This is a genomic window from Pantoea sp. X-Soil-OKNW-556 (assembly GCF_059730695.1).
Genome location: NZ_AP035990.1, coordinates 1 through 23,288, shown reverse-complemented (window position 1 = coordinate 23,288; position 23,288 = coordinate 1). Strand labels below are relative to the sequence as shown.

Below are 23,288 nucleotides of genomic sequence, written 5' to 3'. Positions count from 1 at the left end.
GTTAGTGGGCATCAATAAAGGCGATTTTCAGCACAAACAGCAGCGCGACCACCACTACGCACGGACTGATTTCACGCCAACGGCCAGTCCCCAGTTTCATTACGCAATAAGCAATAAAGCCCAGCGCAATACCTTCCGTGATGGAGAAACTGAACGGCATCATTACCGCAGTGACAAACGCCGGAACCGCTTCAGTGAGATCATCCCAACGCACCCGCGACAGCGATGCCGTCATCAATACACCGACGTAGATTAACGCCCCCGCTGCCGCGTAGGACGGCACCATCGCCGCCAGCGGCGACAGGAACATCACCAGCAGGAACAGAATGCCGGTGATCACCGCCATCAACCCGGTGCGCCCGCCAATCGCTACGCCAGAAGAACTTTCGATATAAGCAGTGACGGAAGAGGTGCCGATCAGCGAACCCGCCACCGAGCTGACGCTATCGACAAACAGCGCCTGCTGCATACGCGGGAAGGTGCCTTTTTCATTGGTCAGTCCCGCTTTGTCGGTCACACCGATCAGCGTGCCGGAGGAATCGAACAGGTTGACCAGCATAAAGGAGAAAATCACCCCGGCCATACCGATATTAAGCGCACCTTTGAGATCAACTTGCCCAACGACAGCGCCCACGGATGGTGGTGTCGCGAAAATGCCGGTGAACTTCACATCGCCAAGCAGCAAGCCAATCGCCGTGGTCACCACAATCGATACCAGTACCGCCGCATGAATGTTGCGAGAGGCGAGAATAGCGATAATAAAGAAGCCAAGTGCCCCCAGAAGTACGCTATGTGAGGTCAGGTTGCCCACCGTCACCAGGGTGTCGGCATTTGACACGATAATGCCGGCATTTTTCAGTCCCATCATGGCGATAAAAAGCCCGATGCCCGCGGTGATGCCAACACGCAGACTCAGCGGGATATTGGCGATCATCCAGTAACGCACGCGCAGCAGCGTGAGGATCAACAATCCCAGCGCCCCCCAGAAGATCGCGCCCATCCCGATCTGCCACGAATACCCCATTGCACCGACGACCACAAAAGCAAAGAAGGCATTCAGTCCCATTGCGGGTGCCAGCGCCACCGGCAGATTCGCCACCAGCCCCATCAGGATGCTGCCGAATGCCGCGATCAGGCAGGTGGTGACAAACACCGCCTGGGTGTCCATGCCAGCGGCACCCAGAATCTGCGGGTTGACGAAAACGATGTAAACCATCGTCAGAAAGGTGGTGAAACCGGCGATCACTTCTGTACGCACGGTGGTGCCGTGTTCCTGCAACTTAAAGACGCGTTGCAACAGACCCTGCTTGTTCATAGCTTATTCCGCTGAAAAATTTAACGCGCGTATCCTATAGATTTTGACTGACCAGCACACTGATTTTTCGCAAGCGTTTGCTCGGTGCGCACAGTGCGTTAGAGTGACAGCTTCTTGTTTAGCAAAAGGATGATGTCTGATGTCAGTTGAATGTGTTTTTTTTGATTGTGATGGCACGCTGGTCGACAGTGAGGTGATCTGTACACAATCCTACGTCAACACCTTTGCCCGCTACGGTATTGAACTCTCACTACAGGAGATGTTTGAAAAATACAAAGGGGTAAAACTCTACGACATCATCCGTGATGTTTCTGCGGAACATCAGACTGAATTGCCGATGGATGAGGTGGAAACGGCGTACCGCGCCGAGGTAGCACGCTTATTCGATTTAGAACTGAAGCCCATTGCCGGAGCGAAAGCGCTGGTGGAACAAGTCAAAGTCCCGATGTGCGTCGTCTCAAATGGTACGGTGAAAAAGATGCAACATTCATTGGGGCTGACCGGCATGTTGCCGTACTTTGCAGCACATCTTTACAGCGGTTATGACATCAACCACTGGAAGCCGGACCCGGAGTTGATGTATCACGCCGCAGAACAAATGCAGGTACCGATTGAGAAGTGCATTCTGGTGGATGACTCCGAGGCCGGTGCCCGCGCAGGGATCGCCGCGGGCATTCCGGTGTTTTATTACTGCGCCGATGCGCATAACCCGGAACTGGATCACCCGCTGGTGACCCGATTTGATGATATGACGCAGCTACCCGACTTGTGGCGCGCGCGCGGTTGGGCGTTGGTGTAACTGTCCACAGGGTCCCGTAGCGGCGCGATTCATCGCGCGGGGTTTTCCCGCAGCACGCAAGATCTTGCGTGATAAATCGCGCCGCTACGCTCAGCCTATCGCGCCGAGTGAATCCTCATTGCCCTGCTTCTTCGGCAATAAAAACAGCGTCGCGACGATATCCAGCAGATAAATCAGCGCCAGCAGGGTAATCGCTGCCGCGAATGAAATTTTCGTTGCCAGTAAGCCAATAACCAGCGGACCAAAACCCCCTACACCACGTCCGAGGTTAAACAAAACGTTCTGCGCCGTAGCACGCGCCTGGGTTGGAAAGGTGTCGGAAATCAGCGCGCCATAACCGCCAATCATGCCATTCACAAACATCCCCATCAGCGCCCCGGTAAACAGCATCACGGTGGGATCACGTAGCTGAGCGTAAATGACCACCATCACGACCGCACCGAATTGATATAGCAGGAAAATTTTCCAACGTGCGAAGCGATCCGCCAGTACACCGAACAGCCAGATGCCAAAAGTCATGCCCACGACAGTGACGGCGGTCCACAGGCCGGATTTGGTCAGGCTGAAACCGAAGCTGGAGGAGAGATAACTCGGCATCCAGATCATCAGTCCGTAGTAACCAAAGTTCTGCACCGAGCAAAGAATGAAAATCCCCAGACTGGCTTTGCTGGTGGCGCGATCGCTAAACAACAATCGAATACGCGCCGCAAACGACAATTGCGGCGTTTTGGCCACATGTCGGGTAAAGCCTTCCGGCTCGCCCATGCTGCGCCGAATCACAAACGAAACCAACGCAGGCAGCAGGCCCACCAGGAACATTCCGCGCCAGCCAATCACGCTCAGCAGTGGCGGCGTGATAAAAGCCGCCAGCAACACCCCCAGTTGCCAGCCGATACCGACCCACGCTGAAGCACGGTTACGCTTCTCCTGCGGCCAGGCTTCAGCAATCAGCGCCATGCCGATACCGAATTCTCCCCCCAGCCCCATTCCGGCAAAGGTACGATACGCCAGCAGATCCCAATATCCCTGTGCCACCGCACACAATCCGGTGAATATTGAGAACATGAGAATGGTGACGGTGAGAATGCGGATACGGCCAAAGCGGTCGCTCAGATGACCAAAAACAATTCCGCCGACCACGGCACCAATCAGCGTCCAGGTGACCAGCGAACCGGCCTGAGAAGGATCGAGCGCCAGCGAGACGCTGATTGCCGGTAACATAAAGCCGAGGATCAGCAGATCGAAGCCATCCATCGCATAGCCACTGACGGCGGCCAACATCGCTTTTGCCGGGGTTACGCTCTGTTTCTTGTGTGGGGAGAGGGACATGCAGCAGCACCTTGCAGTAAAAAGTGCGCCAAGTATAAAGAGCGGAAAGACTTGAGACCAATCAGAAATGGAGATGGCTGCCAGTAAAACCAGCAGCCACGGGGTTATCAGGAAGGTTTGTTGCTGCCATCGTCGCCGGACAACAATTCATCCAGCTTGTCGCCGCCAACATGACGGAAATCCTGGCCCTTCACAAAATAGAAGATGATCTCACAGATGTTCTGGCAGCGGTCACCGATACGCTCAATGGCACGGGCACAGAACAGCGCAGTCAGTACGCTGGGGATGGTACGCGGGTCTTCCATCATGTAGGTCATTAACTGACGCACAATACCCTCGTACTCTTTATCCACCTTCTTGTCTTCACGGTAGATATCGATCGCCGCGTTGAGATCCATGCGCGCAAAAGCATCCAGCACGTCATGCAGCATCTGTACGGTATGGTGACCGAGTGATTCCAGGCTCACCAGCAGCGGCAGATGTTGCTGGCTAAATTTCTCCAGCGCGGTGCGGCTGATTTTTTCCGCCACGTCCCCAATACGTTCCAGCTCAGAGATGGTCTTGATGATCGCCATCACCAGACGTAAATCGCTGGCGGTAGGCTGGCGTTTGGCGATGATGCGCACGCAGGCTTCATCAATCTCCACTTCCATCATGTTGACCTTCTGGTCGCCGTCGATGACTCGCTGCGCCAGATCGCCATCCTGGTTATGCATCGCGGTAATGGCGTCGGTAAGCTGCTGCTCCACCATGCCACCCATGATCATCACCTGAGTGCGAATGTGTTCCAGCTCAGCGTTGAACTGACCGGAGATATGTTTGTTCAGATTTAAATTATCCATGTGCGTCTCCGTCAAATCAGCCGTAACGACCGGTAATGTAGTCTTCTGTCTGCTTTTGCGCTGGCTTGGTAAACAGCGTATCGGTATCGCTGAATTCAATCAGCTCACCCAGATACATAAAGGCGGTATGATCGGAACAGCGCGCCGCCTGTTGCATGTTGTGAGTCACAATCACTACGGTGTAATCCTGCTTCAGCTCGGTGATCAACTCTTCGATACGGCCCGTGGAGATGGGATCCAGCGCCGAGCATGGCTCATCCAGCAGCAACACTTCCGGGCGAATCGCAATGCCGCGAGCGATGCACAAACGCTGCTGCTGACCGCCGGAGAGACTGTAACCACTCTGATGGAGCTTGTCTTTGGTTTCATTCCACAGCGCTGCTTTCGTCAGCGCCCACTGCACGCGCTCATCCATATCAGCACGCGACAGCTTTTCAAACAGACGGACACCAAACGCGATGTTGTCGTAAATCGACATCGGGAACGGCGTAGGTTTCTGGAACACCATGCCCACACGGGCGCGCAGCAGGGCAATATCCTGGCTTGACGCCAGAATATTGTCCCCATCCAACAGAATCTCACCTTCTGCACGCTGCTCAGGGTAGAGCGAATACATTTTATTGAAGGTGCGCAGCAGGGTCGATTTACCACAGCCGGATGGCCCGATAAACGCGGTGACCTGGTTCTTTGCGATGTCCAGATTGATGTTTTTCAGCGCATGGAATTTCCCGTAATGGAAGTTCAGATTGCGCACCTGAATTTTGCCGGCAGAAGAAGTTGCCATACTCATTGCTCGTCTCTCATGTACCGCGCTGCCATAGCCGCGCCGGGAAATTAGTGTTTGCTCTTAGAGAAAATCACGCGTGCCAGGATGTTCAGCAGCAATACGCACAGGGTGATGATCAGCACACCCGCCCACGCCAGACTTTGCCATTCCGCAAAGGGACTCATGGCAAATTTAAAGATGGTGACTGGCAGGTTGGCGATCGGCTGCATCATGTCGGTGCTCCAGAACTGGTTCGACAGCGCAGTAAACAGCAACGGTGCGGTTTCACCGGCAATACGCGCAATCGCCAGCAGCACACCGGTGATAATGCCGGAGACTGAGGCCTTGAGGGTGATAGCTGAAATCATCTTCCATTTCGGCGTCCCCAGCGCATAAGCGGCTTCACGCATGCTATCAGGCACCAGACGCAGCATATTCTCAGTGGTACGGATCACGATGGGAATCTGCAACAACGCCAGTGCCACCACGCCTGCCCAACCGGAGAAGTGCTGCATCTGCGCCACCACGATGGTGTAAACGAACAACCCCACCACAATTGACGGTGCAGACAGCAGGATATCGTTAATAAAACGAATCACCTCTGCCAGCCAGTGCTTGCGACCATATTCGGCAAGGTAGATCCCCGCCATGATGCCCAGCGGTGTGCCAAAGAAGGTTGACCAGAAAATCAGTAAACCACTGCCTGCGAGGGCGTTCGCCAGGCCACCGCCAGCGGTATTGGGTGGCGGGGTAGATTCAGTAAACAGCGACCAGGAAAGGCCATCAATACCACGGGAAATGGTGGTAAACAGGATCCAGATCAGCCAGAACAGACCAAATGCCATCGTCAGCAGCGAAAGGGTCAGCGCGATTTTATTTTTGGTGCTGCGCCATGCCTGCATTTTGCGACGCGAGGCTTCCAGTTCAGCGCGGGCCTGCAATTCAATGGTTGTCATGACCGGGCTCCTTCACTTTTCGCCAAACGCAAAATCATCAGTTTGGAGATCGCCAGTACGATAAAGGTGATGACAAACAGGATCAGCCCCAGCTCCATCAATGCCGCCACATGGACACCGGATTCTGCCTCAGCAAATTCATTCGCCAGTGCCGAGGTGATGCTGTTGCCCGGCATAAACAGCGATGCGCTGTCGAGCTGGTAGGTGTTACCGATGATAAAGGTTACCGCCATCGTCTCACCCAATGCACGGCCCAGACCGAGCATCACACCGCCAATCACACCGTTTTTGGTGAAGGGCAACACGATACGCCAAATCACTTCCCAGGTGGTGCAGCCAATACCGTAGGCCGACTCTTTCATCATCACCGGGGTCTGTTCGAACACATCACGCATCACCGAAGCAATGTACGGGATGATCATGATGGCGAGGATAACGCCTGCCGCCAGGATACCGATCCCAAAAGCCGGGCCGGAGAACAGCGCACCCACAATCGGGATATTCGACATGATGTCGCCAACCGGCGTCTGAAAGTACTCGGCAAAGAGTGGCGCGAAAATAAACAGGCCCCACATGCCATAGACGATGCTGGGGATGGCCGCCAGCAGCTCGATTGCAGTGCCGAGTGGACGACGCAGCCAGCCTGGTGCCAGTTCCGTCAGGAACAGGGCGATACCGAAGCTCACCGGAACGGCGATGAGCAGCGCAATCAGCGAGGTTACGACGGTACCGTAAATCGGCACCAGCGCACCAAATTGTTCGTTAGGCGCATCCCAGGTTTTGGTCCACAGGAATGAGAAACCAAATTTCTGGATACTGGGCCAGGAGGAGAAAATCAGGGAGACGATGATGCCACCCAGCAGCAATAACACAATCAGCGCAGCCAGTTTCACCAGCGCGCCGAAGATCATGTCACCTTGTTTGCCAGGGGCTTTAAACGTCGGCTTAGTGGCAGCCATAGAAGTCTCTGTTCTCAGGGGAAGTCAGGGTGGCCAGCCTGTCGGCTGGCCAGGTCATTCACTTACTTGTACAGCGCTTTGCCGGAAGAATCTTTGATGTTGGCTTTCCAGGCATCACGAATCTGCGTGGTCACGCTTTCTGGCAGAGCTGCGTAATCCAGGCTGGTCGCCGTTTTTCCACCATTTTTGTAAGCCCAGTCGAAGAACTTCAGCACTTCGCTACCTTTCTCTGCATTAGCCTGATCTTTATAAACCAGGATGAAGGTGGTGGAAGTGATCGGCCATGCATCGTTGCCTTTCTGGAAAGTCAGGTCCTGGGCAAAAGATTCGCTCCAGTTCGCGCCTTTGGCCGCGTTAGCAAAGCTGGTTTCGCTCGGTGCCACAGCTTTGCCATCAGCATCGTGCAACTTGGTGTAAGTCAGGTTGTTCTGCTTGGCATACGCGTACTCGACGTAGCCGATTGAACCCGGCAGACGCTGGACGAATGCCGCCACGCCGTCGTTACCTTTACCGCCCAGACCGGTCGGCCAGTTTACGGTGTTGCCTTTACCAATTTTGCTGTTCCACTCTTCGTTCACTTTAGACAGGTAGCTGGTGAAGACGAAAGAGGTACCGGAACCGTCAGCGCGGCGTACCACGTTGATGTTGGTATCTGGCAGTTTCACGCCCGGGTTCAGTTTGGTGATCGCCGGATCGTTCCACTTTTTGATATTGCCCAGGTAAATGTCACCAACGGTTTTACCGTCGAGGGTCAGCTGACCAGACTTCACGCCAGGGATGTTAACCGCCAGAACCACACCACCGATCACGGTCGGGAACTGGAACAGGCCATTTTTTTGCAGATCTTCATCTTTCATCGGCGCATCTGACGCACCGAAATCGACGGTTTTGGCGATGATTTGCTTCACGCCGCCCGAAGAACCAATACCCTGATAGTTTACTTTGCTACCGGTGGCTTGCTGGTATTCTGCTGCCCACTTGGCATAAACCGGTGCCGGGAACGTCCCGCCTGCGCCAGTCAGATCGGTTGCTGCAAAAGCAGAGACCGCGCTTACTGCGAAGGTGGCGGCGAGGATTCGGGCTACGGTGCTACGCATCAGTGTCATGTTCCCTCCAGGGGAGTTAAAAAAATCAGGCTCTATGCCATTTTAGTAAGAGTCATTGATTGCTGCTGGAGGGAAAATAGGACAGTTTGATGACAGTCAAATGTACGAAATATGACAGTTTTATGACAAAGGTACCGACTCCGGTATAAGACGACGAGACGTTGTATAACAGGCTGTTAAGATTGTTTTTCTGTGGCGGAGCTAATGTGTCGAGTCGGCGCACATCAGCCCCGTTTGCTTCACATTAGCCTAACCACTCAGACCATCATAAGGGATCTGCATCAGGATATGTGTTCTTTCATTATCCATTTTGGCGGTGCAATCATTGATAGCATCAAGGTATGGATTTTTGGATTTATCGGCACCAAAAGCCTCCATCTCACACTGATACTTTCTTAAGTCCAGCCAGCTACGCTGCGCTTTGACAAAAATGTCCAGATAAGCCTCGGTGTCAGAAGGTGAGTCACGTAGCCCCTGCTTTATACGATCTTTTGCTTTCGCGTACTCAGCATTAAGAACTTTTTCCGCATTGTCTTTCTTATTTTCCAGACATTGATGAACTTCAGTATCATTTGCGGCGTTATCACAATCGTCGGCCCAGGCCATGTTGCTGGAGAAAATACCGTAGACTATCGATAAAAAAGCGAGATGTTTTATATGAATCAATTCCTGTTTCTCCGTAAATAATTTGCACGCTGGCGACCTCTTTCGTATCTCCGAGTACGATGATCGGTTTCAATAAAATGGATCAGTGAATCGAAGTCATTTGCCATGCAAGGTTCAAGAACCGTGCGATATCCCAGTCCCTGATAAACAAGATCCACAATAATCATCTCACGGATGGCTTTATGTAAACTCAGCCATGGTGTCGCGTGTTGAACCACCGCAGCATAAGACTCATAGATTTTGCGCGCGCGTGAAGCATAGGATGGGTAAATAAGTTCGAACAGGCGAGCCTGAGATTCACGCGAAATAATGAATAGATTTTACAATGGAAGCAGTGCATCAATGATGAGAACAAAAATATTCCGCCCTCATGTCACAAACAAAAAAGGTTATGCATTTGAAAATGCATAACCCTTAAATAATCTGGATCAGATTAGCTAATAGCAGCCCTATTCAACAGTCACTGATTTCGCCAGGTTACGCGGTTGATCGACATCGGTACCTTTAATCAACGCGACATGGTAGGAAAGAAGTTGCAGCGGCACGGTGTAGAAGATTGGCGCAATCACCTCTTCCACATGCGGCAGAGAGATAATCTTCATGCCATCGCTGTCGCTAAAACCTGCATCCTGATCGGCAAATACATACAGCAGACCGCCGCGTGCACGCACCTCTTCGATGTTGGACTTCAGCTTCTCCAGCAGTTCGTTATTCGGTGCTACCACGATTACTGGCATATCGGCGTCAATCAGCGCCAGCGGGCCATGTTTCAACTCCCCGGCCGCGTAGGCTTCCGCGTGGATATAGGAGATCTCTTTCAGCTTCAGCGCACCTTCCATGGCGATCGGATACTGATCGCCACGGCCAAGGAACAACGCATGATGCTTGTCAGAGAAACCTTCTGCCAGGTTTTCGATCACCTTATCCTGCGCCAGCATCTGCTCAATACGGCTCGGCAGCGCCTGTAACCCATGGACAATCTCGTGTTCGGTATCAGCAGACATGCCATGCAGGCGGCCCAGTTTCGCTACCAGCATCAACAACACGGTGAGCTGCGTGGTAAAGGCTTTGGTGGAGGCTACCCCGATCTCGGTACCCGCTTTGGTCATCAGTGACAAATCGGATTCACGTACCAGCGACGACCCCGCCACGTTACAGATGGCCAGCGAACCCAGATAGCCCAGCTCTTTCGACAGACGCAGCGCGGCCAGCGTATCGGCAGTTTCACCGGACTGTGACAGGGTGATCAGCAGGCTGTTTTTACGCACCGCCGATTTGCGATAGCGGAATTCAGAGGCAATTTCGACATCGCAGGGAATGTTTGCCAGTGATTCGAACCAGTAACGCGAAACCATACCGGAGTTGTATGAGGTGCCGCAGGCGATAATCTGGATATGCTCAACTTTGCTCAGCAGAGCTTCCGCTTGTGGGCCAAGTTCGCTGAGATCGACTTCACCGTGGCTGAAACGACCGGTTAAGGTGTTTTTGATCGCCATCGGCTGTTCATAAATCTCTTTCTGCATGTAGTGACGGTAAATCCCTTTGTCACCGGCATCATACTGGACGTTAGATTCGATCTCGGCGCGAGTTACCGGCGTGCCATTGCGATCGACAATAGTCACTTCGCGGCGGGTAATCTCAGCGATATCGCCCTCTTCCAGATAGATGAAGCGGCGTGTCACCGGCAGCAGTGCCAGCTGATCGGAAGCGATAAAGTTTTCGCCGACGCCACGGCCTACCACCAGCGGGCTACCGGAACGCGCGGCCACCAGCACGGAGGGATCGCGGCTGTCCATAATCACCATGCCATAGGCGCCGCGCAGTTGCGGGATCACCCGCAGCACCACTTCACGCAGCGAACCGCCTTGTTTCTGTTCCCAGTGCACCAGATGTGCCACCACTTCGGTGTCAGTTTCTGACGCGAATGAGTAACCGCGCTCAATCAGCTGCGCACGCAACGGTTCATGGTTCTCAATGATGCCGTTATGCACAATGATGATGTGCTCAGAGATATGCGGATGCGCATTGGCTTCTGAGGGTTCACCGTGGGTAGCCCAACGGGTATGAGCAATACCGGTGCCGCCAATCAACGGCTGCTGTTCCGCCGCTTCTGCCAACTTTTGCACTTTGCCCAAGCGACGCAGACGCGTCACATGGCCTTGACGATCAACGACGGCCAAACCCGCCGAATCGTAACCGCGATACTCAAGACGACGCAGACCTTCCAGCAGAATTTCTGCAATGTCGCGCTGTGCTACTGCACCAACAATTCCACACATAATAGTTTCCTGACTTCATGGCTTTCGGCCATTGCGTTGTCATCTGACCTGATATCCGGCATCGCCGGTTCCCCGAGCCTTGTAGAGAGTGGGGATGTAGTTATATTTACTGCTAACAGGCCGATCTTTGTCGGCCATTAAAAATTACTTTTTCTTTTCCGGGCGCTTCCAGCCCGCTTTCTGGTTCTGTTCTTTGCGGTTGTAAACCAGAACGGCGGCGGGTACGTCTTTCATCACTGTGGTGCCCGCCGCAATTGTCGCGCCACTGGCGACAGTCACCGGAGCCACCAGCTGGGTATCGGAACCCACAAACACGTTGTCGCCAATGATGGTTTTAGATTTATTCGCGCCATCGTAATTACAGGTGATGGTGCCAGCGCCGATATTCACATCGTCGCCAATCTCCGCGTCGCCAAGATAAGAGAGGTGACCGGCTTTGGAACCTTTTCCAAGGGTGGCTTTCTTCATTTCAACGAAGTTGCCAACGTGAGCCTTCTCTCCCAGTTCGCTTCCGGGGCGTAAACGAGCAAACGGACCAACGGTACAAGCCGCGGCCAGATTGGCATCCTCGATCACCGAATACGCGCTGATTTCACAATCATCAGCAATCACGCTGTTTTTGATGATACAACCCGCCGCAATTTTCACCCGATCGCCCAGGGTGACGTCGCCTTCGATAATCACATTGGTATCGATTTCAACATCGCGTCCGTGTTTTAACGTGCCACGCAGATCGAAACGTGCCGGGTCACGCAGCATCACACCTGCCAACAACAGTTTCTCGGCCTGTTCAGCCTGGTAAGCACGTTCCAACGCTGCCAGTTGCAGGCGATTATTTACACCGTCGGTTTCGCTGATGCGCGCCGGATGGACAGCCTGCACCAGACGCCCTTCCTGATGTGCCATCGCAATAATGTCGGTGATATAGAACTCGCCTTGCGCGTTGTTATTATTCAACTGTGACAGCCAGCGTTTGAGATCACCACCGTTAGCAATCAGGATGCCGGTGTTAATCTCCTGAATCTTCAGTTGTTCGGGCGAAGCATCTTTTTGTTCCACGATCCCGGTAATGGTGTCGTTTTCACGCACGATGCGGCCATAGCCGGTGGGATTGTCGAGCACCACGGTGAGCAGACCGATGCCACCCGCAGGTTTAGCGCTACGCAGGCGCTGCAACGTTTCCAGGGAGATCAACGGAACGTCGCCGTACAGCATCACAATGTCTTCGTCATCTGCGAACCAGGGGGCTGCCTGCTGCATCGCATGCCCGGTGCCAAGCTGTTGCGCCTGTAACACCCAATTCAGGGTGTTACCAGAAAGCTGAGCTTTAAGTTGATCGCCGCCGTGGCCGTAAACCAGATGGATTTGCTGTGCGCCCAACCCGGTTGCAGCATCAATCACATGCTGGACCATGGGTTTTCCTGCCAGGGTATGCAGAACTTTGGGGAGATCGGAATACATACGGGTGCCCTTGCCAGCGGCAAGAATCACCACACTCATCGCACTTGTAGACATAACTATCCTGACTCTGTTTTAGCTTTCGAAAGTTTAAGGTTTACCTCTGAGATTACTACATTTTTCTCGGATCGAAATTAGAGGATGACGAAAGGCAGTGCGCAATAAATTGCGCCGCTACGGTATGTGCAAAATATCGCGTTGTTTTTATTTTTTCCGGAACCGCAGGCAAAAAAAATGCCAGCCCAATGGGCTGGCACTTCGTGACGCATAAAGCCTGATTACATCGCTTTTTTGGTCAGCTCGATAACACGCAGCTTCGCGATAGCTTTCGCCAGTTCGGCAGAGGCCTGAGCATAGTCCACGTCGCCGTGGCTGCTGCTCATGTGTTCTTCTGCTTTACGTTTCGCTTCCAGCGCGCGCGCTTCGTCGAGGTCTTCACCACGAATCGCGGTGTCGGCCAGAACGGTGGTGCTGCCCGGCTGAACTTCCAGCACGCCGCCAGAGAGGTAGATATACTCCTCTTCGCCGTGCTGTTTAACGATGCGAATCATACCAGGCTTGATGGCAGTCAGGAGCGGGGCGTGACCAGGGTAAATCCCCAGCTCACCTTCGCTACCTGACACCTGGATTTTCTGCACCAGACCGGAGAACATTTGTTGCTCCGCGCTGACAACATCCAGGTGATAAGTCATAGCCATATCATTCCTCCCGGGAAACCGTTATTACAGTTTCTTCGCTTTTTCCACGGCTTCGTCGATCGCGCCAACCATGTAGAAAGCCTGCTCTGGCAGATGGTCGAATTCGCCTTCCATGATGCCTTTGAAGCCACGGATGGTGTCTTTCAGCGTTACGTACTTACCTGGAGAACCGGTGAAGACTTCAGCAACGAAGAACGGCTGAGACAGGAAGCGCTGAATCTTACGTGCGCGTGCCACCAGCAGTTTGTCGTCTTCAGACAGCTCGTCCATACCGAGGATGGCGATGATGTCTTTCAGTTCCTGGTAACGCTGCAGCAGAGACTGCACGCCACGCGCAACATCGTAGTGCTCCTGACCAACGATCAGCGGATCCAGCTGACGGCTGGTAGAATCCAGCGGGTCAACGGCCGGGTAGATACCCAGGGATGCGATCTGACGGCTCAGCGTTACGGTTGAGTCTAAGTGGGCGAAGGTGGTCGCCGGAGACGGGTCAGTCAAGTCATCCGCAGGGACGTAAACGGCCTGAACGGAGGTGATTGAACCCGTCTTAGTGGAGGTAATACGCTCCTGCAACACACCCATCTCTTCAGCCAGCGTCGGCTGATAACCTACCGCTGAAGGCATACGACCCAGCAGTGCAGATACTTCTGTACCGGCCAGGGTGTAACGATAGATGTTGTCGATGAACAGCAGAACGTCACGGCCTTCATCACGGAATTTCTCCGCCATGGTCAGACCGGTCAGTGCTACGCGCAGACGGTTACCCGGCGGCTCGTTCATCTGGCCATACACCAGCGCTACTTTGTCGATAACGTTGGAGTCAGTCATTTCGTGGTAGAAGTCGTTACCCTCACGAGTACGCTCACCCACACCAGCAAATACCGAGTAACCTGAGTGCTCAGCCGCGATGTTACGGATCAGCTCCATCATGTTTACGGTTTTACCAACACCCGCACCACCGAACAGACCGACTTTACCGCCCTTAGCGAACGGACACATCAGGTCGATAACCTTGATGCCGGTTTCCAGCAGTTCCTGCGAGTTAGACTGATCTTCATAAGAAGGCGCGGCGCGGTGAATAGAGGAAACCTCTACTGCGCTGCCGTCTTCTTCAACCAGGTCGCCTTTCATGTCGATCGGCTCACCCAGCACGTTCATGATACGGCCGAGGGTTGCTTTACCAACCGGAACCTGGATCGGTTTTTTCAGGTCGGCTACTTCCAGACCGCGCTTCAGGCCGTCAGAAGAACCCATGGCGATGGTACGAACCACGCCACCACCCAGCTGCTGCTGAACTTCCAGCACCAGACGAGCATCACCATTCTTAACCTCAAGAGCGCTGTACACTTGCGGTACGGCATCCTGAGGGAATTCGACGTCAACTACGGCGCCGATAATCTGGACAATCTTTCCAGCTGCCATCTTGAATCCTCTACCTAATTCCAAACCTGGTTAAACCGCGGAGGCTCCCGAGACGATCTCGGTAAGTTCCTGGGTGATGCTGGCCTGACGAGCTTTGTTGTAAACCAACTGCAGCTCTTTGATCAGATTTCCGCCGTTATCGGTTGCGGCTTTCATCGCCACCATACGTGCGGCCTGCTCACTGGCCAGGTTTTCCACCACACCCTGATAAACCTGCGATTCGACATAACGACGCAGCAGAGTATCCAGCAGCGCCTTCGGATCGGGTTCGTACAGGTAATCCCAGGTCTTCGCCTTCATCTCTTCTTCACCTTCCGCTGGCGGTAACGGCAGCAGTTGGGTAATGGTCGGAGTCTGAGACATGGTGTTATTAAATTTGTTGCTGACGATATACAGCTTGTCGATACGGCCTTCATCATAAGCCTGCAACATCACTTTTACCGGGCCGATCAGTTCAGACAGTGAAGGTTTATCACCCATGCCTGTGACCTGCGCCACGATGTTGCCACCAACAGAACCGAAGAAACCAAGCCCTTTTGAGCCGATAATCGCCAGATCGCTCTGTACGCCTTTATCAGTCCAGGCTTTCATTTCTGCCAGCACTTTTTTGAACAGGTTAATGTTCAAACCACCACAAAGCCCGCGGTCAGTCGAAACGACCAGGTAGCCGACGCGCTTAACGTCGCGCTCATCCAGGTAAGGGTGCTTGTATTCCAGATTGCCTAACGCAAGGTGACCAATCACTTTGCGCATGGTATCTGCATACGGACGGCTGGCCGCCATGCGTTCCTGCGTTTTACGCATCTTGGAGGCGGCGACCATTTCCATCGCTTTGGTGATCTTCTGCGTGTTTTTCACGCTTCCGATCTTGGTACGTATCTCTTTTGCGCCGGCCATTAGCTTCTCCTCAAAGCCTTGCGGCCTGCCTTTTCAGACAAGCCGCCAGACATTACCAGGACTGGGTTGCTTTAAACGTTTCGAGGAGGCCTTTCAGCTTCTCTTCGATTTCGTTGTTGTAGTTACCCGCCTGATTGATTTCAGCCATCAGCTCAGCGTGGTCGCGGTCAGCAAACGCCAGCAGCGCTGCTTCGAAGCTACCAATTTTTGCCAGCTCAACGTCGTTCAGGAAGCCACGCTCTGCAGCAAACAGCACCAGACCCTGCTGCGCAACGGACATCGGCGCATACTGTTTCTGTTTCAGCAGCTCGGTCACTTTCTGACCGTGGCTCAGCTGTTTACGAGTCGCATCATCCAGATCGGAAGCGAACTGAGAGAACGCAGCCAGTTCACGATACTGTGCCAGTGCAGTACGGATACCACCAGACAGTTTCTTGATGATCTTGGTCTGAGCAGCGCCACCAACACGGGATACCGAGATACCCGGGTTAACTGCCGGACGAATACCGGAGTTGAACAGGTTAGATTCCAGGAAGATCTGACCATCGGTGATTGAAATCACGTTGGTCGGAACGAACGCAGAAACGTCACCCGCCTGAGTTTCGATAATCGGCAGTGCAGTCAGTGAGCCGGTCTTACCTTTCACTTCACCATTGGTGAAACGCTCAACGTAATCAGCGGTTACGCGTGATGCACGCTCCAGCAGACGAGAGTGGAGGTAGAACACGTCGCCAGGGAATGCTTCACGACCCGGCGGACGACGCAGCAGCAGAGAAATCTGACGGTAAGCAACGGCCTGCTTGGACAGGTCATCGTATACGATCAGCGCATCTTCACCGCGGTCACGGAAGTATTCGCCCATTGCGCAACCCGCATACGGTGCCAGGTATTGCAGAGCAGCAGATTCAGAAGCAGAAGCGACAACGACGATGGTGTTAGCCAGTGCGCCATGCTCTTCCAGCTTACGTACCACGTTAGAGATGGTAGAGGCTTTCTGACCAATCGCAACGTACACGCATTTGATGCCTGAATCACGCTGGTTGATGATGGCATCGATCGCCATCGCGGTTTTACCGGTCTGACGGTCACCGATGATCAGCTCACGCTGGCCACGGCCGATTGGAATCATCGCATCGACAGATTTGTAACCAGTCTGAACCGGCTCATCAACGGACTGACGGTCGATAACGCCCGGTGCAATCACTTCAACTGGCGAGAAGCCGTCGTTGTCGATTGCGCCTTTACCGTCGATCGGAGCACCCAGGGTGTTCACTACGCGGCCCAGCAGGCCACGACCAACCGGCACTTCCAGAATACGGCCAGTACACTTAACCTTCATGCCTTCGGCGAGGTCAGCGTACGGACCCATCACCACCGCACCTACAGAGTCACGCTCGAGGTTCAGGGCGATAGCGTAACGGTTACCCGGCAGGGCAATCATTTCACCCTGCATGACATCGGCCAGGCCGTGTACGCGGATGATACCGTCACTTACAGAAACAATAGTACCTTCATTGTGAGCTTCGCTCACGACATTGAACTGAGCAATGCGCTGCTTGATCAGTTCGCTGATTTCGGTGGAATTCAGTTGCATATGCTCCAGTCCCCTTAAGACTGCAAGACGTCTGCCAGACGCTCAAGACGGCCGCGCACGCTGCCATCAATCACCAGATCACCCGCACGGATGACCACGCCTGCCATTACAGACTTATCAATTTTGCAATTCAGCTTAACTTTGCGTGACAGACGTTTTTCCATCGCGGCGCTGATTTTGGTCAGCTGGCTGTCACTCAGCGTACTGGCAGAAATCACATCAACTTCGGCTGTCGCTTCGTGAGCGTCACGCAGTTGAATGAACTGTTCCAGTACAGCCGGAAGCGCTGTCAAACGTCCGTTTTCCGCCATCACCTTAATCAGGTTCTGGGCGTATTCATCCAGTTGATCACCACAGACTGCGATGAAAGAAGCAGATAAAGCTTCTGGTGCTAAGGCACCAGCAAGGAGATCTGCCATCTGTTCGTTGCCAGCCACTTCTGCGGCAAACGCCAGCATATTTTGCCAGCGTTCAATACTTTGATGCTCAACAGCAAAGTCAAAAGCTGCTTTGGCGTAGGGGCGAGCTACAGTAATCAGTTCAGACATCAGCCCCTCCCTCCTTACAGTTCAGCGACCAGTTTATCAACGATGTCGCTGTTAGCAGCTTCATCCACGGAACGTTCGATGATCTTCTCGGCGCCAGCTAATGCCAGCAACGCGACTTGCTTACGCAGCTCTTCACGGGCACGCGAACGCTCGGCTTCGATTTCTGCCTGCGCCTGCGCCACGATGCGGTTACGTTCAGTTTCGGCTTCAGTTTTCGCTTCGTCCAGAATCTGCGCACGGCGTTTGTTCGCCTGCTCGATAATGACCTGGGCTTCTTCTTTGGCTTTTTTCAGCTGGTCGGTCGCATTGGCCTGCGCGAGATCCAAATCTTTCTTCGCGCGTTCAGCAGAAGCAAGGCCGTCAGCAATTTCTTTCTGACGCTTTTCGATGGCAGCCATAATCGGCGGCCATACGTACTTCATGCAAAACGCGACAAACAGGATGAACGCGATGGCCTGGCCGAGGATTGTTGCATTAATGTTCACAGCACAATGCCTCTTATTAAGTTAACTTGCTCTGCCGTTATCAATGATAAGCGGCAGAATCCGTTTCTCACCACACCGGGTGCCGTGAGAAACAAGGCTACAGGCTTTAGGCGACAGCAAACATCACGTAGAGACCCAGACCAACAGCGATCATCGGGATAGCATCCACCAGACCCATTACAACAAAGAACTGCGTGCGCAGCAGAGGAATCAGATCCGGCTGACGCGCTGCGCCTTCCAGGAATTTACCTCCGAGGATGCCGATACCGATCGCAGCACCGATTGCCGCCAGGCCCATCATCACAGCGGCAGCCATGTACAGCAGATCCATATTCAGGTTTTCCATGACAGTCTCCAGTTTGTTTCAGTTAAAAGCTAAGTAGTTGAGATAAAAAATCAATGTTCTTCAGATGCCATCGACAGATAGACGATCGTGAGGACCATGAAAATGAAAGCCTGCAGCGAAATAATCAGGATGTGGAAAATGGCCCACGGCACATTTAACACCCACTGCGACCACCACGGCAGCAGACCGGCAATCAGGATAAAGATCAGCTCACCCGCATACATGTTACCGAACAGTCGCAGACCGAGTGAAACCGGTTTGGACAGCAGGCTAACACCTTCAAGAATCAGGTTGATGGGGATGAAGATCGGGTGATTAAAAGGCTGCAGCGTCAGCTCTTTGGCGAAGCCACCTACACCTTTCATTTTGATGCTGTAGAACAGAATCAAAATAAATACGCCCAACGCCATAGACAGCGTGATGTTCACGTCTGCAGACGGCACGACACGCAGCGCCGGCAGGCCTAAATAGTGCTCGCCGATAAACGGCAGCAGGTCGATAGGCAACAGATCCATGAAGTTCATCAGGAAGACCCAGACGAAAATCGTCAGAGCCAGCGGGGCGATAAGTTTGCTTTTACCGTGGTACATGTCGCGCACGTTGTTATCAACGAAACCGACAACCAGTTCGATAGCCGCTTGTAATTTCCCTGGCACACCGCTGGTGGCGCTTTTTGCCACTTTACGGAACAACACCAGGAAGATAAGTCCCAGCACCAGAGAGAAAAACATGGAATCGATATTTAATACCCAGAACGTCGCGGGAGCGTCGTGCGGATTCACTAACTCGAAAGTACGCAGGTCCAGCTGAAGGTTATTCAGGTGGTGACCTATGTATTCTTGCGGAGTAGAGATTTCTCCTGCAGCCATGATGCCTCTTACCCTTTGTTGTTAATTACAGCCGGTGCGACGATCTGCACCACCAGCACCGATAACCAGGTGATTGCGAGAGGCCAGAAGACCGCTCCAAACACACCCAACGCCACAATGAGAAAAATAATGGTGGCGAACACCTTTAACACTTCACCGAAGGCGAAGCTCCAGGCTACGCGCCCTTTGGCCGGTGTTTGCCCCTGCAGGCGCCAGGCTAAAAACATAAACAACACATTCGGCAGCCAGGCTGCCACTCCACCGGCGATGGCGGAGGCACCCCAGATGACATCTTTCAGGGTAAACAACGCACCGATTACGACAAAAGTCACCAGCTGAATAAGCAGCACGGTTCGGGCCAATTTCACACTGTAAAGAGACACTGACATGGTGCTGAACTCTCCTGCCCCAAACGGGGTATGTCGCGTGTCGTATAAGACTGCCTTTACTCATTTGAGTCAAGCAGCAAAAGCCGTGCAAATTATACGGGCCGCACCTGCGATTTCAATCGCTAAGTAGCGAAAAGGTGAACAATTATTTAAATTTCTTTCCGGAGGGCTATTTCTCAAAAGATTCACATCCAGGATAGAGGGATTCAGCAGGTGAAATTGCGCCTGCTGCTTGCTTTTAAAGCGTGCTTCAGATCACATTATAAGCATGTGGGCAAGATGTGATTTTGTTTTGAACAAAGAAATATCGATTTCAAAGCAGGTGCAACTTCATATTTTTCAGAAAGATAAAATTATATTCATGCCACATCGACTGGATTAACGATAAAAACACTCTATTGACATCTCCCGGCGCAATAAAAACGTAAAACTGATATTACGTACGCCGATTTATTGCAGAGTTATATTTTCCGGCGTGACTATTGTTTTCCGTAAATACACCCAGAGAAGTGATCTAACTGATAATAAAATGTGAATTAAACGTTAAATGTAACAGAGCTTTTCGGATAATTTCTAATGGGAATGTTAACTCGCTTCCCCTGCCCTGCTGAATAAATCTCTTTATCGTCCAGCGTTCGATTGCTGTTTTTTTATCCACCCGGTGGAGTAACTCAAAGGGTATGGATTGGTATTAATCCATACCCTTTTAGGGGCTATTGCCGGGCAATGACCACCAAATGACGCTCACCGTCCAGTTCCGGCACCTGCAACGGATAAATCTGCTGCACCACAAAACCCGCCGGTAAGGTTGTAATTTCATCATCCGGGCGGACGCCTTTCAGGGCGTAGAAGTGACCTTGCGCCGAAGGCAGATGATGACACCAGTTCACCATATCCTCAAGTGAAGCAAAAGCACGGCTGATCACGCCATCAAAAGGCGGCTCAGCCGGAAACTCTTCCACACGGCTCTGCACCGGGGTAACGTTAGTAAGTCCTAACTCATGTTGAACCTGGCGCAGGAAACGTACGCGCTTACCCAGACTATCGAGCAAGGTAAAATGCGCTTGTGGACGCACAATCGCCAACGGAATACCCGGTAATCCAGGTCCGGTTCCCACATCAATAAAGCGCTCCCCCTGTAAATGCGGCTCAACCACAATACTGTCGAGAATATGGCGTACCAGCATTTGCTGTGGATCGCGCACCGATGTCAGGTTGTAGGCCTTATTCCATTTATGCAGCAACTCAACATAACCAACCAGTTGTTGTTTTTGTTGATCGGAGAGGGAAATGTTTGCCGCTTTCAGCAGCGCGGAGAGTTTGTTAATCACGACGAGAATTCCATTAACGGGGGCGAGCCGGCCCGCCCCGTGGTAAATCATGCGCTTTTACGCAGCAGACCCTGTTTTTTCAGGTAAATCAGCAAAATGGAGATCGCAGCGGGCGTAATGCCTGAAATGCGAGATGCCTGGCCGATCGAACTGGGTTTGTGGTCGTTGAGTTTTGCGATCACTTCATTCGACAAACCACTCACCTGACGGTAATCAAGATCGGTGGGCAGTAACGTGTTTTCATTACGCTGCTGGCGATCAATTTCTTCCTGCTGGCGGGCAATGTAACCTTCGTATTTCACCTGGATCTCAACCTGCTCAGCGGCCTGTTCATCCGCCAGCGCCGGGCCATAGCTGTTAAGTGACGTCAGCAATGCGTAAGTCATTTCCGGGCGACGCAGTAAATCTTCACCGCTGGCTTCTTTCGTTAGCGGTGCGCTGAGAATACTGTTCACTTCCGCCACGTTTTCTGATTTCGGATGCACCCACTGATCGCGCAGACGCTGGCGTTCCAGCTCAATCGCTTCCAGTTTCTGGTTGTAACGCGCCCAACGCGCATCATCCACCAGACCCATTTCGCGACCGGCTTCGGTCAGACGCAGATCGGCGTTGTCTTCACGCAGCATCAGACGATATTCAGCACGGGAGGTAAACATACGGTAGGGTTCTTTCGTCCCCAGCGTACACAGATCGTCAACCAACACCCCCATATAAGCCTGATCGCGACGCGGTGCCCAACCATCTTTGTCCGCAGACTGACGGGCGGCGTTCAGACCAGCCAGTAACCCCTGGGCTGCCGCTTCTTCATAACCGGTGGTGCCGTTGATCTGGCCGGCAAAGAACAGACCCTGGATATATTTACTTTCCAGCGTCGGTTTCAAATCGCGAGGGTCGAAGAAATCATACTCGATGGCATAACCCGGACGGACAATCTTCGCGTTTTCCAGACCTTTCATTGAACGGACGATTTGCATCTGCACATCAAATGGCAGACTGGTCGAGATACCGTTCGGGTAAATTTCGTTGCTGGTCAGTCCTTCCGGCTCCAGGAAGATCTGATGTGCGTTACGATCGGCAAAGCGCATGACTTTGTCTTCGATCGACGGGCAATAACGCGGGCCGATCCCTTCGATCACCCCGGCATACATCGGGCTGCGATCGAGGTTGTTGCGGATCACATCATGCGTTTGTTCGTTGGTATAGGTGATCCAGCACGGTACCTGCTGCGGATGCTGCGACACATTGCCCATGAACGAAAACACCGGCATCGGGTTGTCGCCATGCTGCGGAGCCAACTGGCTAAAGTCGATGGTGCGAGCATCAATGCGCGGCGGGGTACCGGTTTTCAAACGGCCTACGCGCAGAGGCAGGGCTCGCAGACGTTTTGACAGCGGGATAGATGGCGGATCACCCGCACGGCCACCGCTGTAGTTGTCCATACCGATATGAATTTTGCCGTCAAGGAAGGTCCCAACGGTCAGCACCACGGTTTTGGCACGAAACTTCAGACCCATTTGGGTCACAGCACCGACCACGCGATCATTTTCCACAATCAGATCATCAACCGCCTGCTGGAAGATCATCAGGTTAGGCTGATTCTCCAGCGCGGTACGTACTGCCTGACGATAAAGCACACGGTCTGCCTGAGCACGGGTCGCGCGAACCGCCGGGCCTTTGCTGGCGTTTAGTATCCTAAACTGGATGCCTGCTTTGTCGATTGCCGTTGCCATCAAACCGCCGAGGGCATCCACTTCCTTCACCAGGTGTCCTTTGCCGATGCCACCGATCGCCGGGTTACAGGACATTTGTCCAAGCTTATCAATGTCATGGGTGAGTAACAGGGTTTGCTGACCCATTCGGGCAGCGGCCATTGCGGCTTCTGTGCCCGCATGACCACCACCAATTACGATGACGTCAAAGGGATCTGGATAAAACATGAAGTGGTACCTCGTTAAGATTCGGACAGGGATCATTGCCCTGGGCGGTGGATTCTACTGAAATTCTGTCTGCGGTGAAAGCCGTGGGATCCTGGGGTTTAAAAGAAAGGATCTTTATTCTTTGAATGATCTTCCTGTTAGATCTCTTATTAGGATCGCCGCTCTCTGTTGATAACCCGGAAAAACAGTTATTCAACAGCAGGTTGCTCAGGATCGTTTGCTGTGAATGATCGGTGATCCAGATCCGTATAAGCTGAGATCAAAAGCGGGACTTACCCACAGCTCAGAAAAGCATCA

23 protein-coding genes are annotated in these 23,288 nt (G+C 52.9%); 1 reads left to right on the top strand and 22 read right to left on the bottom strand.

The features are described from left to right. Window position 1: 1 nt before the first annotated feature. Window positions 2-1,315 (bottom strand): NCS2 family permease, encoded by a 1,314-nt coding sequence (locus AC6I8T_RS00115; protein WP_208724459.1) that lies wholly within the window; start codon window positions 1,313-1,315, stop codon window positions 2-4. Window positions 1,316-1,454: 139 nt separating this feature from the next. Here AC6I8T_RS00115 and yieH point away from each other — a divergent pair, with 139 nt between their 5' ends. Further along, on the top strand, window positions 1,455-2,114 hold the full coding sequence (yieH, locus tag AC6I8T_RS00110) for a 6-phosphogluconate phosphatase (RefSeq protein WP_208724458.1): 660 nt from the start codon (window positions 1,455-1,457) through the stop codon (window positions 2,112-2,114). 90 nt (window positions 2,115-2,204) lie between these two features. Here yieH and AC6I8T_RS00105 read toward each other — a convergent pair whose 3' ends face one another. The 21 genes from AC6I8T_RS00105 to mnmG form a co-directional block, all read right to left on the bottom strand. Next, entirely contained in the window at window positions 2,205-3,443 is a 1,239-nt protein-coding gene (locus tag AC6I8T_RS00105) for an MFS transporter (protein WP_208724457.1), read from the bottom strand. A gap of 107 nt (window positions 3,444-3,550) precedes the next feature. After that, the gene (gene phoU, locus AC6I8T_RS00100; protein WP_021183639.1) at window positions 3,551-4,285 is read right to left on the bottom strand and encodes a phosphate signaling complex protein PhoU; all 735 of its coding nucleotides are present in this window, start codon (window positions 4,283-4,285) and stop codon (window positions 3,551-3,553) included. A gap of 16 nt (window positions 4,286-4,301) precedes the next feature. Further along, complete coding sequence (pstB, locus tag AC6I8T_RS00095) at window positions 4,302-5,075, bottom strand: phosphate ABC transporter ATP-binding protein PstB (protein WP_021183638.1); 774 nt, start codon at window positions 5,073-5,075, stop codon at window positions 4,302-4,304. 44 nt (window positions 5,076-5,119) lie between these two features. After that, on the bottom strand, window positions 5,120-6,007 hold the full coding sequence (pstA, locus tag AC6I8T_RS00090) for a phosphate ABC transporter permease PstA (RefSeq protein ID WP_208724456.1): 888 nt from the start codon (window positions 6,005-6,007) through the stop codon (window positions 5,120-5,122). Next, on the bottom strand, window positions 6,004-6,966 hold the full coding sequence (pstC, locus tag AC6I8T_RS00085; RefSeq protein WP_208724455.1) for a phosphate ABC transporter permease PstC: 963 nt from the start codon (window positions 6,964-6,966) through the stop codon (window positions 6,004-6,006). The genes pstA and pstC overlap by 4 nt, the downstream gene beginning before the upstream one ends. 62 nt (window positions 6,967-7,028) lie before the next feature. Then, the gene (gene pstS, locus AC6I8T_RS00080) at window positions 7,029-8,072 is read right to left on the bottom strand and encodes a phosphate ABC transporter substrate-binding protein PstS (RefSeq protein ID WP_036625694.1); all 1,044 of its coding nucleotides are present in this window, start codon (window positions 8,070-8,072) and stop codon (window positions 7,029-7,031) included. A gap of 249 nt (window positions 8,073-8,321) precedes the next feature. Continuing rightward, window positions 8,322-8,738: a lysozyme inhibitor LprI family protein gene (locus tag AC6I8T_RS00075; RefSeq protein ID WP_497833407.1), complete on the bottom strand. Its 417-nt coding sequence runs from the start codon at window positions 8,736-8,738 to the stop codon at window positions 8,322-8,324. Beyond that, a complete protein-coding gene (locus AC6I8T_RS00070; RefSeq protein WP_497834274.1) occupies window positions 8,735-9,046 on the bottom strand; it encodes a DUF8812 domain-containing protein in 312 nt (103 codons plus the stop codon). The genes AC6I8T_RS00075 and AC6I8T_RS00070 overlap by 4 nt, the downstream gene beginning before the upstream one ends. Before the next feature lie 141 nt (window positions 9,047-9,187). Further along, window positions 9,188-11,017 carry a glutamine--fructose-6-phosphate transaminase (isomerizing) gene (gene glmS / locus AC6I8T_RS00065; RefSeq protein WP_021183633.1) on the bottom strand — a complete coding sequence of 610 codons (1,830 nt, stop codon included), beginning with the start codon at window positions 11,015-11,017 and terminating at the stop codon, window positions 9,188-9,190. A 144-nt stretch (window positions 11,018-11,161) separates the two neighbouring features. Beyond that, window positions 11,162-12,532 carry a bifunctional UDP-N-acetylglucosamine diphosphorylase/glucosamine-1-phosphate N-acetyltransferase GlmU gene (gene glmU / locus AC6I8T_RS00060; RefSeq protein ID WP_021183632.1) on the bottom strand — a complete coding sequence of 457 codons (1,371 nt, stop codon included), beginning with the start codon at window positions 12,530-12,532 and terminating at the stop codon, window positions 11,162-11,164. 221 nt (window positions 12,533-12,753) lie between these two features. Continuing rightward, window positions 12,754-13,173 (bottom strand): F0F1 ATP synthase subunit epsilon, encoded by a 420-nt coding sequence (locus AC6I8T_RS00055; RefSeq protein WP_013511103.1) that lies wholly within the window; start codon window positions 13,171-13,173, stop codon window positions 12,754-12,756. Between the two features lie 24 nt (window positions 13,174-13,197). Beyond that, complete coding sequence (atpD, locus tag AC6I8T_RS00050) at window positions 13,198-14,595, bottom strand: F0F1 ATP synthase subunit beta (RefSeq protein ID WP_021183631.1); 1,398 nt, start codon at window positions 14,593-14,595, stop codon at window positions 13,198-13,200. A gap of 30 nt (window positions 14,596-14,625) precedes the next feature. Continuing rightward, on the bottom strand, window positions 14,626-15,492 hold the full coding sequence (gene atpG / locus AC6I8T_RS00045) for a F0F1 ATP synthase subunit gamma (protein WP_021183630.1): 867 nt from the start codon (window positions 15,490-15,492) through the stop codon (window positions 14,626-14,628). Between the two features lie 52 nt (window positions 15,493-15,544). After that, window positions 15,545-17,086 (bottom strand): F0F1 ATP synthase subunit alpha, encoded by a 1,542-nt coding sequence (gene atpA, locus AC6I8T_RS00040; protein WP_013511100.1) that lies wholly within the window; start codon window positions 17,084-17,086, stop codon window positions 15,545-15,547. A 14-nt stretch (window positions 17,087-17,100) separates the two neighbouring features. Further along, the gene (atpH, locus tag AC6I8T_RS00035) at window positions 17,101-17,634 is read right to left on the bottom strand and encodes a F0F1 ATP synthase subunit delta (protein WP_013511099.1); all 534 of its coding nucleotides are present in this window, start codon (window positions 17,632-17,634) and stop codon (window positions 17,101-17,103) included. A 14-nt stretch (window positions 17,635-17,648) separates the two neighbouring features. Then, window positions 17,649-18,119 (bottom strand): F0F1 ATP synthase subunit B, encoded by a 471-nt coding sequence (gene atpF / locus AC6I8T_RS00030; RefSeq protein WP_013511098.1) that lies wholly within the window; start codon window positions 18,117-18,119, stop codon window positions 17,649-17,651. A 106-nt stretch (window positions 18,120-18,225) separates the two neighbouring features. Beyond that, the gene (atpE, locus tag AC6I8T_RS00025) at window positions 18,226-18,465 is read right to left on the bottom strand and encodes a F0F1 ATP synthase subunit C (RefSeq protein ID WP_003849523.1); all 240 of its coding nucleotides are present in this window, start codon (window positions 18,463-18,465) and stop codon (window positions 18,226-18,228) included. A gap of 50 nt (window positions 18,466-18,515) precedes the next feature. Next, entirely contained in the window at window positions 18,516-19,334 is an 819-nt protein-coding gene (gene atpB / locus AC6I8T_RS00020; protein ID WP_013511097.1) for a F0F1 ATP synthase subunit A, read from the bottom strand. A gap of 8 nt (window positions 19,335-19,342) precedes the next feature. Then, the gene (gene atpI / locus AC6I8T_RS00015) at window positions 19,343-19,723 is read right to left on the bottom strand and encodes a F0F1 ATP synthase subunit I (protein WP_021183628.1); all 381 of its coding nucleotides are present in this window, start codon (window positions 19,721-19,723) and stop codon (window positions 19,343-19,345) included. 713 nt (window positions 19,724-20,436) lie between these two features. Continuing rightward, on the bottom strand, window positions 20,437-21,054 hold the full coding sequence (gene rsmG, locus AC6I8T_RS00010) for a 16S rRNA (guanine(527)-N(7))-methyltransferase RsmG (RefSeq protein ID WP_208724451.1): 618 nt from the start codon (window positions 21,052-21,054) through the stop codon (window positions 20,437-20,439). Between the two features lie 47 nt (window positions 21,055-21,101). Next, window positions 21,102-22,991, bottom strand: a complete 1,890-nt coding sequence (gene mnmG, locus AC6I8T_RS00005) for a tRNA uridine-5-carboxymethylaminomethyl(34) synthesis enzyme MnmG (RefSeq protein WP_021183626.1) — start codon at window positions 22,989-22,991, stop codon at window positions 21,102-21,104. Window positions 22,992-23,288: the final 297 nt, after the last annotated feature.

Bases quoted from the DNA above. Each gene is read 5' to 3' on its own strand.
- AC6I8T_RS00115 (WP_208724459.1), bottom strand. From the start codon at position 1,315: ATGAACAAGCAGGGTCTGTTGCAACGCGTCTTTAAGTTGCAGGAACAC.
- yieH (WP_208724458.1), top strand. From the start codon at position 1,455: ATGTCAGTTGAATGTGTTTTTTTTGATTGTGATGGCACGCTGGTCGAC.
- AC6I8T_RS00105 (WP_208724457.1), bottom strand. From the start codon at position 3,443: ATGTCCCTCTCCCCACACAAGAAACAGAGCGTAACCCCGGCAAAAGCG.
- phoU (WP_021183639.1), bottom strand. From the start codon at position 4,285: ATGGATAATTTAAATCTGAACAAACATATCTCCGGTCAGTTCAACGCT.
- pstB (WP_021183638.1), bottom strand. From the start codon at position 5,075: ATGAGTATGGCAACTTCTTCTGCCGGCAAAATTCAGGTGCGCAATCTG.
- pstA (WP_208724456.1), bottom strand. From the start codon at position 6,007: ATGACAACCATTGAATTGCAGGCCCGCGCTGAACTGGAAGCCTCGCGT.
- pstC (WP_208724455.1), bottom strand. From the start codon at position 6,966: ATGGCTGCCACTAAGCCGACGTTTAAAGCCCCTGGCAAACAAGGTGAC.
- pstS (WP_036625694.1), bottom strand. From the start codon at position 8,072: ATGACACTGATGCGTAGCACCGTAGCCCGAATCCTCGCCGCCACCTTC.
- glmS (WP_021183633.1), bottom strand. From the start codon at position 11,017: ATGTGTGGAATTGTTGGTGCAGTAGCACAGCGCGACATTGCAGAAATT.
- glmU (WP_021183632.1), bottom strand. From the start codon at position 12,532: ATGTCTACAAGTGCGATGAGTGTGGTGATTCTTGCCGCTGGCAAGGGC.
- AC6I8T_RS00055 (WP_013511103.1), bottom strand. From the start codon at position 13,173: ATGGCTATGACTTATCACCTGGATGTTGTCAGCGCGGAGCAACAAATG.
- atpD (WP_021183631.1), bottom strand. From the start codon at position 14,595: ATGGCAGCTGGAAAGATTGTCCAGATTATCGGCGCCGTAGTTGACGTC.
- atpG (WP_021183630.1), bottom strand. From the start codon at position 15,492: ATGGCCGGCGCAAAAGAGATACGTACCAAGATCGGAAGCGTGAAAAAC.
- atpA (WP_013511100.1), bottom strand. From the start codon at position 17,086: ATGCAACTGAATTCCACCGAAATCAGCGAACTGATCAAGCAGCGCATT.
- atpH (WP_013511099.1), bottom strand. From the start codon at position 17,634: ATGTCTGAACTGATTACTGTAGCTCGCCCCTACGCCAAAGCAGCTTTT.
- atpE (WP_003849523.1), bottom strand. From the start codon at position 18,465: ATGGAAAACCTGAATATGGATCTGCTGTACATGGCTGCCGCTGTGATG.
- atpB (WP_013511097.1), bottom strand. From the start codon at position 19,334: ATGGCTGCAGGAGAAATCTCTACTCCGCAAGAATACATAGGTCACCAC.
- atpI (WP_021183628.1), bottom strand. From the start codon at position 19,723: ATGTCAGTGTCTCTTTACAGTGTGAAATTGGCCCGAACCGTGCTGCTT.
- mnmG (WP_021183626.1), bottom strand. From the start codon at position 22,991: ATGTTTTATCCAGATCCCTTTGACGTCATCGTAATTGGTGGTGGTCAT.